Source organism: Lysinibacillus sp. CNPSo 3705 (assembly GCF_028674935.1).
GTDB lineage: Bacteria > Bacillota > Bacilli > Bacillales_A > Planococcaceae > Lysinibacillus.
The window spans coordinates 20,901-34,709 of record NZ_JAQZSD010000010.1; the positions used below are offsets into that span (position 1 = coordinate 20,901).

General features: G+C 34.8%; 17 protein-coding genes and 1 pseudogene. 15 read left to right on the forward strand and 3 right to left on the reverse strand.

Translation table 11 applies throughout. From position 1 onward, the window contains the following. Positions 1-39: 39 nt before the first annotated feature. The 4 genes from PVA17_RS06465 to PVA17_RS06480 all read left to right on the forward strand — a co-directional run bounded on the left by PVA17_RS06465 (position 40) and on the right by PVA17_RS06480 (position 4,976). Positions 40-477: a hypothetical protein gene (locus PVA17_RS06465; protein WP_132358411.1), complete on the forward strand. Its 438-nt coding sequence runs from the start codon at positions 40-42 to the stop codon at positions 475-477. Between the two features lie 270 nt (positions 478-747). After that, complete coding sequence (locus PVA17_RS06470) at positions 748-2,430, forward strand: methyl-accepting chemotaxis protein (protein WP_132358409.1); 1,683 nt, start codon at positions 748-750, stop codon at positions 2,428-2,430. A 243-nt stretch (positions 2,431-2,673) separates the two neighbouring features. Beyond that, positions 2,674-4,320 (forward strand): right-handed parallel beta-helix repeat-containing protein, encoded by a 1,647-nt coding sequence (locus tag PVA17_RS06475; RefSeq protein WP_132358407.1) that lies wholly within the window; start codon positions 2,674-2,676, stop codon positions 4,318-4,320. A 464-nt stretch (positions 4,321-4,784) separates the two neighbouring features. Then, positions 4,785-4,976 (forward strand): hypothetical protein, encoded by a 192-nt coding sequence (locus PVA17_RS06480; protein WP_132358405.1) that lies wholly within the window; start codon positions 4,785-4,787, stop codon positions 4,974-4,976. A 170-nt stretch (positions 4,977-5,146) separates the two neighbouring features. Here PVA17_RS06480 and aac(6') read toward each other — a convergent pair whose 3' ends face one another. Further along, a complete protein-coding gene (gene aac(6'), locus PVA17_RS06485) occupies positions 5,147-5,581 on the reverse strand; it encodes an aminoglycoside 6'-N-acetyltransferase (protein WP_132358403.1) in 435 nt (144 codons plus the stop codon). A gap of 123 nt (positions 5,582-5,704) precedes the next feature. On the opposite strand from aac(6'), the gene PVA17_RS06490 reads away from it, so the two are divergent. The 7 genes and pseudogenes from PVA17_RS06490 to PVA17_RS06520 all read left to right on the forward strand — a co-directional run bounded on the left by PVA17_RS06490 (position 5,705) and on the right by PVA17_RS06520 (position 10,064). Beyond that, positions 5,705-6,229: a cysteine hydrolase family protein gene (locus tag PVA17_RS06490; protein WP_274067205.1), complete on the forward strand. Its 525-nt coding sequence runs from the start codon at positions 5,705-5,707 to the stop codon at positions 6,227-6,229. Positions 6,230-6,807: 578 nt separating this feature from the next. Beyond that, positions 6,808-7,382, forward strand: a pseudogene (locus PVA17_RS06495) (DNA-3-methyladenine glycosylase I). Then, positions 7,372-8,055: a DUF1963 domain-containing protein gene (locus PVA17_RS06500; protein ID WP_274067206.1), complete on the forward strand. Its 684-nt coding sequence runs from the start codon at positions 7,372-7,374 to the stop codon at positions 8,053-8,055. The pseudogene PVA17_RS06495 and the gene PVA17_RS06500 overlap by 11 nt, the downstream one beginning before the upstream one ends. A 73-nt stretch (positions 8,056-8,128) precedes the next feature. After that, positions 8,129-8,329 (forward strand): hypothetical protein, encoded by a 201-nt coding sequence (locus PVA17_RS06505; protein ID WP_274067207.1) that lies wholly within the window; start codon positions 8,129-8,131, stop codon positions 8,327-8,329. Positions 8,330-8,561: 232 nt separating this feature from the next. Beyond that, entirely contained in the window at positions 8,562-8,852 is a 291-nt protein-coding gene (locus PVA17_RS06510) for a hypothetical protein (RefSeq protein WP_274067208.1), read from the forward strand. 141 nt (positions 8,853-8,993) lie between these two features. Then, positions 8,994-9,383, forward strand: coding sequence for a hypothetical protein (locus PVA17_RS06515; RefSeq protein ID WP_274067209.1), 390 nt, complete (start codon positions 8,994-8,996; stop codon positions 9,381-9,383). A gap of 60 nt (positions 9,384-9,443) precedes the next feature. After that, a complete protein-coding gene (locus tag PVA17_RS06520; RefSeq protein WP_274067210.1) occupies positions 9,444-10,064 on the forward strand; it encodes an NAD(P)-dependent oxidoreductase in 621 nt (206 codons plus the stop codon). A gap of 338 nt (positions 10,065-10,402) precedes the next feature. Here PVA17_RS06520 and PVA17_RS06525 read toward each other — a convergent pair whose 3' ends face one another. Continuing rightward, positions 10,403-11,254, reverse strand: coding sequence for a hypothetical protein (locus PVA17_RS06525; RefSeq protein WP_274067211.1), 852 nt, complete (start codon positions 11,252-11,254; stop codon positions 10,403-10,405). A 262-nt stretch (positions 11,255-11,516) separates the two neighbouring features. Then, a complete protein-coding gene (locus tag PVA17_RS06530) occupies positions 11,517-11,648 on the reverse strand; it encodes a hypothetical protein (protein WP_274067212.1) in 132 nt (43 codons plus the stop codon). Positions 11,649-11,853: 205 nt separating this feature from the next. Between PVA17_RS06530 and PVA17_RS06535 the strand changes: the two genes are divergently transcribed. From PVA17_RS06535 to PVA17_RS06550, 4 genes are all read left to right on the forward strand, one after another. After that, positions 11,854-12,222, forward strand: coding sequence for a hypothetical protein (locus tag PVA17_RS06535; protein ID WP_274067213.1), 369 nt, complete (start codon positions 11,854-11,856; stop codon positions 12,220-12,222). Further along, positions 12,209-12,847 (forward strand): O-methyltransferase, encoded by a 639-nt coding sequence (locus PVA17_RS06540; protein ID WP_132358381.1) that lies wholly within the window; start codon positions 12,209-12,211, stop codon positions 12,845-12,847. The genes PVA17_RS06535 and PVA17_RS06540 overlap by 14 nt, the downstream gene beginning before the upstream one ends. Positions 12,848-13,191: 344 nt before the next feature. Then, the gene (locus PVA17_RS06545) at positions 13,192-13,491 is read left to right on the forward strand and encodes a DUF2089 family protein (protein ID WP_132358379.1); all 300 of its coding nucleotides are present in this window, start codon (positions 13,192-13,194) and stop codon (positions 13,489-13,491) included. Beyond that, complete coding sequence (locus PVA17_RS06550; protein ID WP_132358377.1) at positions 13,491-13,790, forward strand: hypothetical protein; 300 nt, start codon at positions 13,491-13,493, stop codon at positions 13,788-13,790. Before PVA17_RS06545 ends, PVA17_RS06550 begins: the two co-directional genes overlap by 1 nt. Positions 13,791-13,809 lie beyond the last annotated feature (19 nt).

Here is a 13,809-nt window from a genome sequence, read left to right on the forward strand (position 1 = left end):
TAGAAGGTCATATAGATATAATTATAAAGGGGTGATTCGTTGCGATTAACGAAAGGGATTTCAGGTTTTGATGCAGACCATCTTATTGAACAGGATATGCGATCTTTCCAGTCGATGGTTTATCATTTAGTTACAAGTGAACAACGAGCAAAAGCTTTACAGTTTATTGATCATCCTCATGTTGTTTATATGCAAGCGGTAATTCAACTGGGAGATGAGCGTTTGACGATAATTCATCATAGGCTAATGCCTTATATTGCATTTGCTAAATTTGATGAAGAGCTAAGCTTTCAATTTTTAACAAAAGCTGAATTACACAAATATTTTCCGATGCGTAAATGCCTTACTGCTGATACACTAAACACATTGTTGATGCAGGATAAGGAGTTGCACAGTTTATCGGAGGTGGAATGGAAATACATTTCACACTTTGATAGTAAAACAATCGGAGATGTTATGTTTAATTATTGGGATTAATATTTAAATAGAAGGAACAGTCTACTTTTGAGGCTGTTCCTTTTGTGTGTCAAAAGTCCTGTTGTGTAGATTTTTAGATAGTCTATATGTCTGAAAATTATGGGAATTATTATCCGCTGAAAATTACATGAAATTCAACTAGTTATTTCATTTAATCTAGGTAAAATTCCAAATCAATCCAAACCTGGATCAAGAGTGTTAAATTACTAATGGTGTGCAAATTATAACAATGCACATTAGATTGCATTTGGAAAGTAAGGAGAATTTGAAATGAATTTTAAGTCAATTAGTAAAAGAATCGTTTTTTCCTTCAGCATTGTAGTAGCGGTAGTAATTTTATACATTGGTTACAATTTTTACGCAGTCCACCAAAGCAACAGCGCAACAGAACGAATTATTGATGAAGAAATGCAATTACTAATTACAGATTATGAGGAAGCTCAGACGATAGGGCTAAGAATTGCCGCAGCTAGAGGCTATATACTTTCTGGTGATGAAAAGTATAAGAAAATTTTTGAAGATAATGTGAAGCGTGCGGATGAGAATGAGAAGCAACGTTTAGTAATATCAGAGACAGGTGATTTCAACGAATTTGCGGAAATGGCTAAAGAATGGAGCCGTTATGTTGAAAAAGAAGTATTTACTGTTTATGATCAAGGCCAAATTGAACAAGCGACGAAAAATTTAGCAACTATGAGTAATAAGGCAACGGAAATACGGGAAGGCTTTGAGGGGTTAGCAGAGCATCGTAAGCAATCGATTAATGCGACTGGTGCAGACATTGTCAGTGCAGGTGAGACTAAGCAGCTTACAGGTATAATCGTCGGTATTGTCATTGTTATCGTATCCATGGTGATTGCATTATTAAGTGCTCGAATCATTTCTAGACCAATCATCGCTGTGACAAATCGTATGCAACGAATTACGGAAGGTGATTTAAGTGAGCCTGCACTTGTGGTGAATTCCAAAGATGAAGTAGGAAGGCTTACAGAAGCAACGAATACGATGTCTGATATTTTGAACCGTTTATTAAAACAAATTCAAACTGTGTCTAATGATGTAGCTGCACATAGTGAGGAGCTTATGCAATCAGCGACAGAGGTGAAAACGGGTACGGCACAAATTGTTGACACAGTCACTGAAATCGCGAGTGGTACAGAAGTGCAGGCAAGTAATGCATCAGATGTAGCTACAACAATGACAGAATTCACCTTAAAGATAACAGATGTCAATAATAGCAGTACGGATGTTCAGCAATATTCCCAAAATGTGATGGCTTTAACGAAAGAGGGCCAAAATTTAATGGACGCATCTACTGAGCAAATGACATCCATTCATCATATTGTGAAGGATGCAGTTCATAAGGTGGACGAACTAAGTAAACAAACTCAGGACATTTCCAAAATCGTGGCAGTGATACAGGGTATTGCTGCACAAACGAATTTACTGGCACTTAATGCAGCGATCGAAGCGGCTCGAGCTGGAGAAAATGGTAAAGGATTTGCGGTCGTTGCAGATGAGGTTCGTAAACTTGCCGAACAAGTAGCCGTCTCGGTTGACGATATCACAGGCATCGTACAAAAAATTCAACAAGATTCAAACAGGGTGACATCTTCACTGGAAAATGGCTACGAAGAGGTTGAAAAAGGCACAACTCAAATTGCTTCCACAAATGAAACATTCAGCCACATTGCAGAAGCTGTTTACTCAATGTCAGCAAACATTGACAGCATGACGACAAAGCTAGAAGACGTAGTACAAAGCACTGTCAATATTAATAAATCGGTGGACGAAATTGCCGCTGTCTCGGAGCAATCCGCTGCAGGCATACAGCAAACTTCTGCAACAATCGAACAAGCAGCCAGCTCTATGGATGAAATCAATAATAGTTCAGCCAATTTAGCACAAATGGCAGAGAGTTTAAACGACCTTGTTAGGAAATTTAAATTGTAATTATGTCTGTTGTAATTTTGGACTTGCATTTAAAGTAGCTGCATCGAAAATTTAAAATCCGTTCAACCAGCAATGACGAGAAAATCGTTTAATTGCTGGTTTTTTATTGTGTGCTTTAGCGGATGAAATAGAAAAAAGTCTACGCTCTATAACAGAATCGATTGTAAATTATTTGTACAAAATTGAATAATAGGAAGTTCAATGGGGATATAAATAAAAGAAAAGCGACATAGGAGTGTAGAGATGGCGACACTTGTTGTAAAGAGAAGTATTATGCACCGATACCAAAGTATTGGGCAGGCGATTCAAGAGGCAGAGCCGGGGGATTTCATTGAAATCCGGGATGGGATATATGAAGAAAGCTTCGAAATTTCCAAAAGGCTGACACTTTATGGAGTGGGGAATGTGACCATTAAAGGTGGCGTGTTTATCCGCTATCAGACACTTGTAAATATGCGAAACTTGCGTTTTACTCAAGGGCAGGGTATTTATGTAAAGGGAGATTTACAGTTAGAAAACTGTGTCATTGAGCAACAAATGGTGCAGACACAAGTGACCGTAAGCTTCGGTAGTTTAATGATGAAAAATGTCGATATTTTTGCAAGTCCAATCAATCATATTGGTTTAAGTATTGATAATGGCTCAAGCGTTATTCTAGTGGATTCAACGATCCAGCATCATGTTAAAGCTCAAATTAATGTGCAAAATAGTGAAATCGCTTTAACTAATTGTATGCTGTTAGAAGGGCAAACGAATGGCATTTATGCAATGCGTGATGTAAAAATGGAGCTAGTGGATTGTGAAATTCATGGACATAAAAAGGCACAAATTGTAGCAGCCTGCAGTTCAATTTCTATGACCAATACACTTATTCACCAAGGGAAAGATGTAGGGGTGCAAGTATTTGATAGCTCGAAACTAACGATGGATGGCTGTGAAATCAAGCATCATCAAGACACACAACTAGTTGTTCATCAAAGTGAATTGATGGTGACAGATTCTATCTTTTCTGATGGAGTAGGAAACGGACTATATGTTGGTGAGAAATCTAGGGCGATCATATATGATTGTAAGATCCAGCGTCATGTGAAGTGTCAGTTGTTAATTGAAAATAGTAAAGCGGAGTTTCGTACATGTAGGATAAATAAGGGAAAGGCGACAGGCGTTACGATTGTCAACGAAGCCGATGTATCGATGACAGAGTGTGATCTCCAAGAACACCCACAATTTCACTTTATTATTGACTCAAGCGGGTTAAAGCTCAATCAGTGTAAGATCCAATTTGGGCAGGCAGGTGGTATTTATGGCAATGATCACGCCAAAATTACGCTGCACAATACAAGTATTCAAGAGCTTGAAAGTCATCATATCTATATAAATAATGCTCGACTCTTTACAGATAATTGTACGTTTGAACACATTCGCGGAAATGCAATTACTTGTATTGATGCTATTTTTGAAGTTGCGAATAGTGAGTTTAACAACTGTTATGAAGGTCAATATGCCATAGTTTGGTCTGATAAATCAATCGGTCGTATTGAGCATTGTACGATTGATAAAGCAGATCGTCCATTTTTAGCGATGTCCAATCAATCTTTACTTGAGATGGTGTATACAGATCTAACGGCTGTAAAAATACCGGCTATTGTACAGGGGAAGAGCCAATTATTCATCGAAGGGTATACTAACAAGACAATATGGAAGACTGATACAACGTCGAGAATAGTTAATTTGCCAGTCAATACTAGTGACAAGACAAAGAATGTTATATTAAATCAAACAGAAATAGTGAGTATCCAAAAATTGGATGTAAAATTACAAATATCAGCTGAAAATTTACAAAAATTTAACATAAATGCCCCGGATAATAATCGTAACAAAACAGTGTAAATTAACCTAATACAATAGAAGGGTAAGTAGTTTCAATTATTTTGAAATTACTTTTTTTGTGAGCTAAAAGCAATGTAAAACGACAGATGATGTATAATAAAGATAAAAATGTATTAAAAAAATGAGCAATTTATTTGTTGTCCTTATTCATTCAAACATGCCTTCGTATATAGACTTATAAGCCGTACTGAAGAATACTAAAATTCGACAAATGGGGTTGTTATTTTTATAATAGAATTAATTAATTTTAAAAATCATTACACTGAAAGTTATTATCGAATAATAATGATTTTTTATAGAGGTTGGAATTTTATTAAAATAAAGTAAAATTTGGATTAATTAAGTCTATGTGTTATCCTATAATCAGTGAAAATAGGTCATGGAATGGTTGTATAAGTTCGCCGTTTGAAAAAAGTGAATAATGATTATGAAATAATAAATCATTAATTGGAGGTGAAAATAGTATGTTTGGGCTTTCGAAAGAAGAAATTATGTTATTGCTTGAGAAGGTAGGATTAGAAGAAAAACAAAAAAAAGCAATTGCAAACATTATGTATCTTAACAATGAGCGAATAGAGCAACAACTTGCATTTATTATCCACCTAGTAATGGACGAGCGCGAAAGAAACATTTCAGCCAATACATATTTAAATTAATAAATAGTACATATCGTTTAATAGCCAAAATAAAAGGACTTTAACGTTTGTGTTCCTGTTATAATTCCTTTATATATCGAACAAATATTAATCACAAGTGTGTAAAAAAGCACTTGTGATTTTTTTCTTTTTTGCATTATTAACTGTCTATATACTCGAATCACCTCATTTTATAATTCCTTCGTAAAACAAATAATGCGGTTTGCTTCGGTGAAACCTAATTTAAGATGGACCGCTAGACTTTCGAGATTTTGTATTTCACAATCACTCGCGAATTGTAGACATCCTTTATGTTTAGCCCAATGCTCACAACTCTCGATCAGAAGCTTTGCAAAGCCTTTCTGCCGATATTGTTCTTTTACGAAAAGTCCTTCTAAATAGCCGACCGGGCTTGAGTGGGTACCTTCAACATAATCTGTTCGGAGTTGACATTGTGCAAAACCGACTGCTTCATCATCCACATATGCAAGGAAAATCGTAGCGTTTTCAGCATTTATTAGTTGCGCCATTTCCTCGTTAAATTCATCTAACGTATGATTTGGCCAGAGTTGTAGTGCTAAATTTGATGCTGTTTGAACATCTTCTCTAGTGGCTTGTTTAATCATATTGAGTCTCCTTTGTTTAAAATGGTAAAAATTGAAACCTTTTGCTTTTTAAGAACGTAAAAATATAAAAATACAGGGAGGTTAATATTTTGAAGCAAGCGTTAATGGTACTCGATATTCAAAATGATTACAAATCAAGCCCGAATGCCTGTGGCAAAGCATCAAATTGAGCCCATTTTAAAAGGCATTAATGACCTGATAAGAAGAGCTGAAAAATCAAATGTCCCTATCCTCTATATTAGGAATGAATTTGAGCGAAAGCAAATACTTTCCAACCTTTTACGAAAATTCACTGCATTAAAAGGAAGTAAAGGTGCGGAAATGGATAAACGATTATTAAAAGCTGAGGGAGTGTATTTTTCAAAAAATAAAGTGGATGCATTTAGTAATCCTAGCTTAATGAAGTATTTAAACAATCATGGCATCCACGAATTAATAGTAACGGGCGTTTTTATAGAAGGCTGTGTAACTGCTACAGTGGAAGGGGCTTTAGCTAGAAATTTTGCTGTAACTGTTGTGGGGGATGCAGTCGCAGGTGCTACTGATCAAAGTAAGGAAGCAGCTTTAAATAGGTTAGCTACACAAGACATCTTAATCCTTAGTTCGGAACAAATTTTTGAAAGTGAAAATGACCAAAGAGGAATTTGAAATGATGCTTTTCCAACGATACATTGTACAAGCTAAATCCAAAGAGTATTCATAGGCATAATGATACAAATAAGGAGCATAGTGGTATGAATGCTTGGCTAATGAAACAGGAGACATAAATGATGGTGATCTTGTGTTAATTGTTGGCTGTGAGGCGGAAAAACATTTCAATCCTTATCGAATATTAATCCAAGTGGTAAAATCTATGATAAAGACTTTTTTGTACAGGCTGTCAAACACTCCATAAAAACAAATCAAATGGAAAAGTGATCATGACCAAAGCAAGTGTTTCAAGCATTTCATAAACAGATTATTTTTTTGATACGATTCCAAACTGTTTTTGGTTGCACATAGCAAATGTTGTGAAGGTTGTATTTAGAATATTGGAGGACGATGAGAAGAATCATAATTTCAGAGCTAAAATTAATTATCATATGAAAGCCTATAAAACAAAACCTAAAATCAAGTAGCTGTTTGGAAGTGTTGGGTTTAAAACCGTTACAATAAAGGAACACACATAAAAAAGGCTAGCTTTGTCTAAGAGCGATAAAGGAATACATAAAATGGAGGATATAGAAATGAAAAGATGCGAATGGGTCAAGTTAGATGAACCTTTATATGTTGAGTATCATGATAAAGAATGGGGTATTCCCGTCTATGATGATCAGCATTTATTTGAGATGCTCTGTTTAGAGGGAGCACAAGCTGGACTTAGCTGGTGGACAATTCTACAAAAACGAGAGGGCTACCGGGCAGCTTTCGATCAATTTGATGCTTCGAAAATCATACTCTATACGGATGACAAGCTACAGGCGCTTCGTCAGGATTCTCGTATCGTACGTAATAAGCTTAAAATTGCTAGTGTTGTACGAATGCTCAAGCCTTTCTACGGATCCAAGAGAAATATGGCTCCTTCTCTAAGTATATTTGGGGATTTGTGGATCATCAGCCGATTAATAATGAATGGTCGTCCATAGCCGATGTACCTGCTACAACAGAAATTAGTGAACGAATGAGCAAGCAATTAAAAAAAGACGGCTTTAAATTTGTTGGCAGTACGATTTGCTATTCATTTATGCAGGCAACAGGAATGGTTAATGATCATGTCGTAGATTGTATTTGTCGAAGTGAGGGATCTGCTAATGGACATTGATAATATTAAGGCACAGCTAGTGAGACAGGCAACAATTTTTGAAACAGGTGGGTTTAGACCTACATATGACCTGCTAGAAAGCTGGATTGGCTATGTTGGATGGTCCTTACCTGAGGAACAGAGGCCACAAAGGTTTCAACCACTAGCGACCTTATTTTTAAAGGATCTTTCTTTTGTGCCTGTGTCACTAAAGCATATTGAGCTGCTAACATTATTTATCAATGATGAAATATTTGATCACCTCATAGAAGAGGATCTTAGCCGTTTTTTTGAGATAAGAGCATATACCTCTATAGAAGGGTTAATCCAGCAAAATTGGCAGCATGACCGTATTCGCGCTTTTCCGCTTAGTCCAAAACATATTGATAATGATTATCCGACATGGGATGGAGGTGGGATTCCATCTGATGTGGAGGATGAAATTTTAAGTTTAGAGCACGAGGAGGATATTGAATACTTCGATGATATTGTAGAGGAAATATACGCTATTCATAAAATAGGTGGCTATCCAGCTTTTTGTCAAAGTGGTCATGATTACGGTGAGGACTTTCCCTTTGTATTACAGATTGCCTCAGACGAGAAGGCATATTTCAATATCGTCGATAATGGAAATTTCTATTTCTTTTTTAATCCAGAACTACATGAATGGCGTGTTCATTGTGATTTTTATTAGCGGTGAAATTATAAATCATAAGATAGATGTTACAAACATACGTTCATTGATGACGTGATTAGGAGGAATAAAGATGAGGAGGCAAACTTCTGAAATTAGAAAAGTAAAGAAGGTGAGGAAAATGGAAAACAAAACCGTTATTAAGAGCGGTATTAGTTTTGGCTCCGTGTTGGCCATTACTATTTCCTGGAGTATAAATCATTCCATTATCTGGGCAATCATCCATGGTTGTTTAAGTTGGTTTTATGTTATTTATTACGCACTAATAAGATAAATATTGTTTTAATGTGAAATCCAATGATAAAAGCGGGATGAATGTGGACCTGACACCTGTGCAATTGTTTAACGATACATTGAATTGTATACATACAATAGAGAATGTGTGCTTTGTTCATAACCTTTGAGCATTTAGCATAAATAACTAAGTGCTCGTTTTTCGATGAAAAGCTCATATTAAGAAAGATTACTAACATCTTTCCATGTATCGTAGAAGAAAGGTTGATAGGATGACACATCAAGTGACCGCCACAAGCAATATTGATTTTAATGCTACAGGCGTTGATGAAATATTACAAAATGTAGCTTTTATATTATCAACTTTCGTAATATCTTGCCCTTTTTACAGAGATTTAGACACGCTTCCACCTTTCCAGCTTGTCAAAAGACGCAACACCGCTCGTCTTTTGGAAAGCATTCAACGTTTCGTGCCACGAGCTATAGTAATAGATGTTGATTATGTTGGGGATGCATATGTAGGAAAATTAGAACCTGTTGTGAAAGTAATCGTAAACGAATAAACGACTAAGGTGAATGTTGTCTCTTTGCCAGGCCATCTAAATGTTAGCCTGGCAAATAGTATAAGGATTATAAAACAAATATTTCATATTATTTAATATGATCAACGTATTCTATTAAAAAAGATGAAATGGAGAGAACATATGAGAGGATTAATAAAAGGCCTTTTTATTTTATTTTCCTTGATGTTAGTAACTGCAGCATTGCTAAAATATAATCAACCTTCATATGAAAAACCCATTCAAAAAAATCCCGATACAAATTATAGTGAAGAAATTGGTGAAAAATTACAAAGTACGAATTTTACACAAAAAATTATAGTAGCGTTACGAGCAGCAGGTTATTTTCCAGATAGTACAATCGGCTACTTAATTGAATCTCCGAGCAATCAACTAATAACGATACAATTACATAATTTAGATAAACTCGAAAAGAGTACAGAAAGCGAAATCCAAACTATTGTCAATAGTATCGCGGAAACTAATGATCTTCAGCTTTTTATCGTTAATATCAGACTTACTGATGTTCATTAACAATGCTTTAAATCGTTACAGAACATTTGTGTGCTATAATCAAGAAAAGAGGTGATCATAGTGAGAATTTTAGTTTTAGGTGCCACTGGACGCGTTGGTAGCCATATCGTTTCCCTAGCGTTACGAGATAAACATAGCGTTACGGCTTTAGTTCGTCACCCAAATAAGCTAAAAATAAATGATGAAAATTTACATATTGTACAAGGAAATGTTTTAGAAAAACAAGATATAGCAAAGGTCATGGCGAATGTTGACATTGTAATTAGTGCATTAAACACTGATGGCACAAATACATTAACTGAAAGTATGCCGCTCATTCTTGATGCAATGGAAAAAGAGCATGTGAAAAGAATGATAACTGTCGGAACAGCTAGTATTCTACAAAGTCGATTGACACCAAGTATTTTACGTTATCAATCAAGCGAATCAAAAAGAAAAACAACCTTTGCGGCAGAGGAGCATCATAAAGTTTATCATTTATTGAAAAACTCTAATACTGATTGGACAATTGTTTGTCCGACATACTTACCGGATGGTGAATATACGGGCACTTATCGTATCGAACGAGACTTTTTACCGGAAGGTGGGGTAGAGATATCTGTAGCAGATACCGCAGAGTTTGCCTATCTACAAATTCACAGTAAAGAATATGTGAAATCGCGTGTAGGTATTGCGTATTAGATTTTCAAACAAATACTGAAAAAAACATGTTTTAAAGGTTGATAGAACTTTGTTCAGCTTTATGGAGCGTTAATCGAAAAGGGTTAACGCTCTTTTTGTTGGTCAGGAAATTTAAAAAATGTGGATGTGTGTAATGTGAGGAATAAGTAAAATTCAATTGGATTTTCGAATAAGAAGGATTATCAGAGGATTTCTATTCTGAAATATTAGATTGAGATCCTAAATTACTTGAGTAGGGGAAACACGTCTAGAAACGTCTTTTTCTTTTCTTCCATAGACAAAGAAGGTCATCTTCAGAAAGATGACCTCAAAAAAATCGTTACCAATAAATGGTCAAATCATCCATTTTTCTTAGTCATTTTGGTTAACTGCTGGTAAATAATATCCTGATAGTTAACGTTTCGCCATATTGTAATAACATCCAATTCTTCAAGTTCTTGAAGGCAGCTTTGTATGAATTCATATGCGATAAAATAAGCTAAGCGATGGATACCAAATCGTTTACCTCCATTTATAGAGAACCATTCAAGATAAACTGCTCTTGCATTTAGCGAAGTTAAATCGCTTAAAAACGCTTCAATAATAATATGTTTATTATTTGTAGCAAATGTTATCCACTCTATGTCTTCTTGAAACGCAAAGTATTCATCTTTCCTTGCACGTACCGCTTTTGTAGAAAAATATGTTGCAATACCTTCCTGCAAAAGCCAAGTGAATGGGCTCTCCCAGTCTACCATTGTCCAATCAATACCATTTTTATCGGATAGTAAATAGTGTAAAGCGTGCCCAAACTCATGAGCAATAATAATTTGTAAATGGTGATCTTGAGTGGAAAGTTTCTCTAAACAAAATGCAATTTCCGGTATGATTTGTCGGTAAGTAAAAGCATTACTTCCGTATAAACCTATAATCAGATGTACATCTTTTGTAAAGGTGATATCGTACATCTTCTCATAGTCCCTTGCGATATCACTAATAAGCTTAGGCATTTTATCTTTTATTTCAATGAACGTTGAAATCTTTTCCTGATGCTTTGGAATAGCCATTTTCATTTTTTTATCTACATTATGGCAATGATATCGAAAGTATTCTTCAAAATGGCTCGCATGCTTTTCATAATATTTTTTTAAATACTCAATGGTAGGCAGATAATTATCGGTGAAATCTGTCACTGTATCATGAATGAACATGTTCGTCTCCTTTCAAAAAAAATCAGCCCTCAGATAGAATTAAATATCGTTTAACCACATTGTTAAATTTTACGATGAAAATATCATCACGTTCTTTTACAGAATAAATTTTTGCACCAATTGGTAAAAGGTTAGCTGTACCATTTTTAAAATCTTCAGCTTTAGTTGCGTTAAATTCGATCTCACCAATATATTTGTTTTCATTGAGTTCCAGTTTATCAATCCATGCTATATTGGTTTGTAAAATGTTCCCTTCCCACTGTTAAATATCTGCATGGTTGTCCAATCTTAAAACTTCTGCTGCATCAGGTTTTTTAGATTCTGTTACTGTTTCATTACAACCAACTAAAAAAAGAATAAACAATACTAAAAATAAACAAGATTTTTTCTTCAATATACCACCTTTTCACATATGACATGCTACTAAACCAATTTCCCTTCTAGTTTAATGGAAAAACCAGAAGAGGTAAATATTACAAACTGCTTATAGGTAAAGTAATGGGAAAATGAATAAAGGTGATTGACAAAATGTATACATTTGTATACAATCAAAACAGAATTAAGTGTATACAAATGTATACAATAAAAGGGGTTTAAAAATGAGAAGTGAAAAAATGAAGGAATTTAGGGAAGAGGGACATCATCGTGGGCGACGTCACAGAGGAAGAGATGGCTCTCAGCAACGCGGACCTAAAACTTTTCGACGTGGAAGAGCCATTGCTTTTTTAGAGATGATGAATTTAAAGCGTACAACGATTAAGCAACAATTAGAGCAACCAGAGTTTCAATCTATTCAGCCAATATTAGTGGGTGAATTAAAAGCCATTGATATGGTCATCAATGAGTTCATTCAATTATTTGAAATACATGAAAGTGAAACGATGGCTCCATCTGACAGTGAAGAAGAAGATAATGAAAAATTTTTAAAAAATGATGAAGAAGGGAATAACCTGAATGAAAATAATTAATCAGTACATTGATGCCGTGTTTTATAACGAAGACGCTATTTTAGAAGAGGTCATTACATCTATTGAAGAAAATGGAATGCCCGCCATTTCTGTTTCTCCTTCCTCTGGAAAACTTTTAACAATGCTTGTCTCAATAACAGGAGCTAAAAACATTCTTGAAGTAGGGGCTCTCGGTGGATATAGTGGTATTTGTCTAGCAAGAGGATTCGGCAGTGATGGCAAATTAACTTCTCTAGAATTAGAGGAAAAATATGCACAGTTAGCAAATGGTAATTTATCGAAGGCAGGTTTTGGTGAACAGGTAACTTATATAACAGGTCCTGCATTGGAAAGTCTTGAAAAACTGGTACAAAGAAATGAGCGATTCGACTTTTTCTTTATCGATGCTGATAAGGATAATTATGAAAACTATTTAAATTACTGTGTACAGCTAGCAAATCCCGATGCGATTATTGTTACTGACAATGTACTTGCTGCAGGAAGTGTGGCAAACCCAAATACCCAACCAAAACGCTATACGGAAATAATGAAGAAATTCAATGTAGCAGTAGCGAACCATCCCCAATTAGAATCGATTATTATTCCAATTGGTGATGGCATGACACTTTCTAAAGTGAAGAAGTAAGCATTAATTTGTTACGAAGGCACTGACAGTTTGCATGTTAGTGCTTTTTTGCCAGCCTACAAGTATAAACCAATTAAATATCCACCCGGTAGCCCCCTAAGATTCCTCTATAATTATGACAATTCCAGCTTTTACAGATGATCATTATTTTAAAATGATGCCATTCAAACGACAATAATTCCACAAAACAATTGAACAAATGATTAACCTAGCATTAGTCCAACGGAAAGTTTCTACGTCAAAAAAACGTTTTGCTTAAAATAACCTTAAAAATATAAATAATGTTAATGATTAATTGAATTTTATTTAATTATTGTTTAACATTGTTAAAAAGGAGGGGTGATATGAACCGTGATGAAGTACCATCTTGGATTTTATCTTTAGATAAAGAATCTGTTGAATTTATAAGAAAATTTATAATAAATTCTGGGTCTTTAAAGAATATATCTAAAATTTATGGTGTCTCATATCCGACTGTAAGGATTAAATTGGATACTTTAATTAAAAAAATTGAACTGAATAGCAATACTGAAGACCTGGAGTTTGTAAATATGATTAAAAATTTGGTTATTGATGAACGGTTGAGTTTAGAGACGGCAAAAATGATTATTGATAAATATAAAAGCGAAAGGAATGATGATTAATGGATCCAAATTATAAATGGTTGATAGCCATTTTAATAGCCATTGTAATAATAGGCGTTCAATCATTTTTATCTAGAAGAGCCAACGTTTACTTTGGAGCAATTGTACCTATTCTGTATTTAGTTTTTATTTTTGGATGGTGGACAACTAGAACGGGAAATGTCAATACATCTTCACTCATTAAAGTTGCAGTTGCTGGTACGGTGTTTTTATTAGGAACTTGGGTTAAAGGAAGGGAATCTTTAAAAAATAAAAGAAAGAAAGAATTGGAAAAAATGAAGTTACATGATATTCATTAATAAATAGAAAGTTTAGGGG

What these genes read in the sequence shown, in the direction of transcription:
- PVA17_RS06550 (WP_132358377.1), top strand. Translation starts at nt 13,491, where the DNA reads ATGGATCCAAATTATAAATGGTTGATAGCCATTTTAATAGCCATTGTA.
- PVA17_RS06525 (WP_274067211.1), bottom strand. Translation starts at nt 11,254, where the DNA reads ATGTTCATTCATGATACAGTGACAGATTTCACCGATAATTATCTGCCT.
- PVA17_RS06490 (WP_274067205.1), top strand. Translation starts at nt 5,705, where the DNA reads ATGATTACAAATCAAGCCCGAATGCCTGTGGCAAAGCATCAAATTGAG.
- PVA17_RS06505 (WP_274067207.1), top strand. Translation starts at nt 8,129, where the DNA reads ATGAGGAGGCAAACTTCTGAAATTAGAAAAGTAAAGAAGGTGAGGAAA.
- PVA17_RS06480 (WP_132358405.1), top strand. Translation starts at nt 4,785, where the DNA reads ATGTTTGGGCTTTCGAAAGAAGAAATTATGTTATTGCTTGAGAAGGTA.
- PVA17_RS06535 (WP_274067213.1), top strand. Translation starts at nt 11,854, where the DNA reads ATGAGAAGTGAAAAAATGAAGGAATTTAGGGAAGAGGGACATCATCGT.
- PVA17_RS06510 (WP_274067208.1), top strand. Translation starts at nt 8,562, where the DNA reads ATGACACATCAAGTGACCGCCACAAGCAATATTGATTTTAATGCTACA.
- PVA17_RS06500 (WP_274067206.1), top strand. Translation starts at nt 7,372, where the DNA reads ATGGACATTGATAATATTAAGGCACAGCTAGTGAGACAGGCAACAATT.
- PVA17_RS06540 (WP_132358381.1), top strand. Translation starts at nt 12,209, where the DNA reads ATGAAAATAATTAATCAGTACATTGATGCCGTGTTTTATAACGAAGAC.
- PVA17_RS06515 (WP_274067209.1), top strand. Translation starts at nt 8,994, where the DNA reads ATGAGAGGATTAATAAAAGGCCTTTTTATTTTATTTTCCTTGATGTTA.
- PVA17_RS06470 (WP_132358409.1), top strand. Translation starts at nt 748, where the DNA reads ATGAATTTTAAGTCAATTAGTAAAAGAATCGTTTTTTCCTTCAGCATT.
- PVA17_RS06545 (WP_132358379.1), top strand. Translation starts at nt 13,192, where the DNA reads ATGAACCGTGATGAAGTACCATCTTGGATTTTATCTTTAGATAAAGAA.
- PVA17_RS06475 (WP_132358407.1), top strand. Translation starts at nt 2,674, where the DNA reads ATGGCGACACTTGTTGTAAAGAGAAGTATTATGCACCGATACCAAAGT.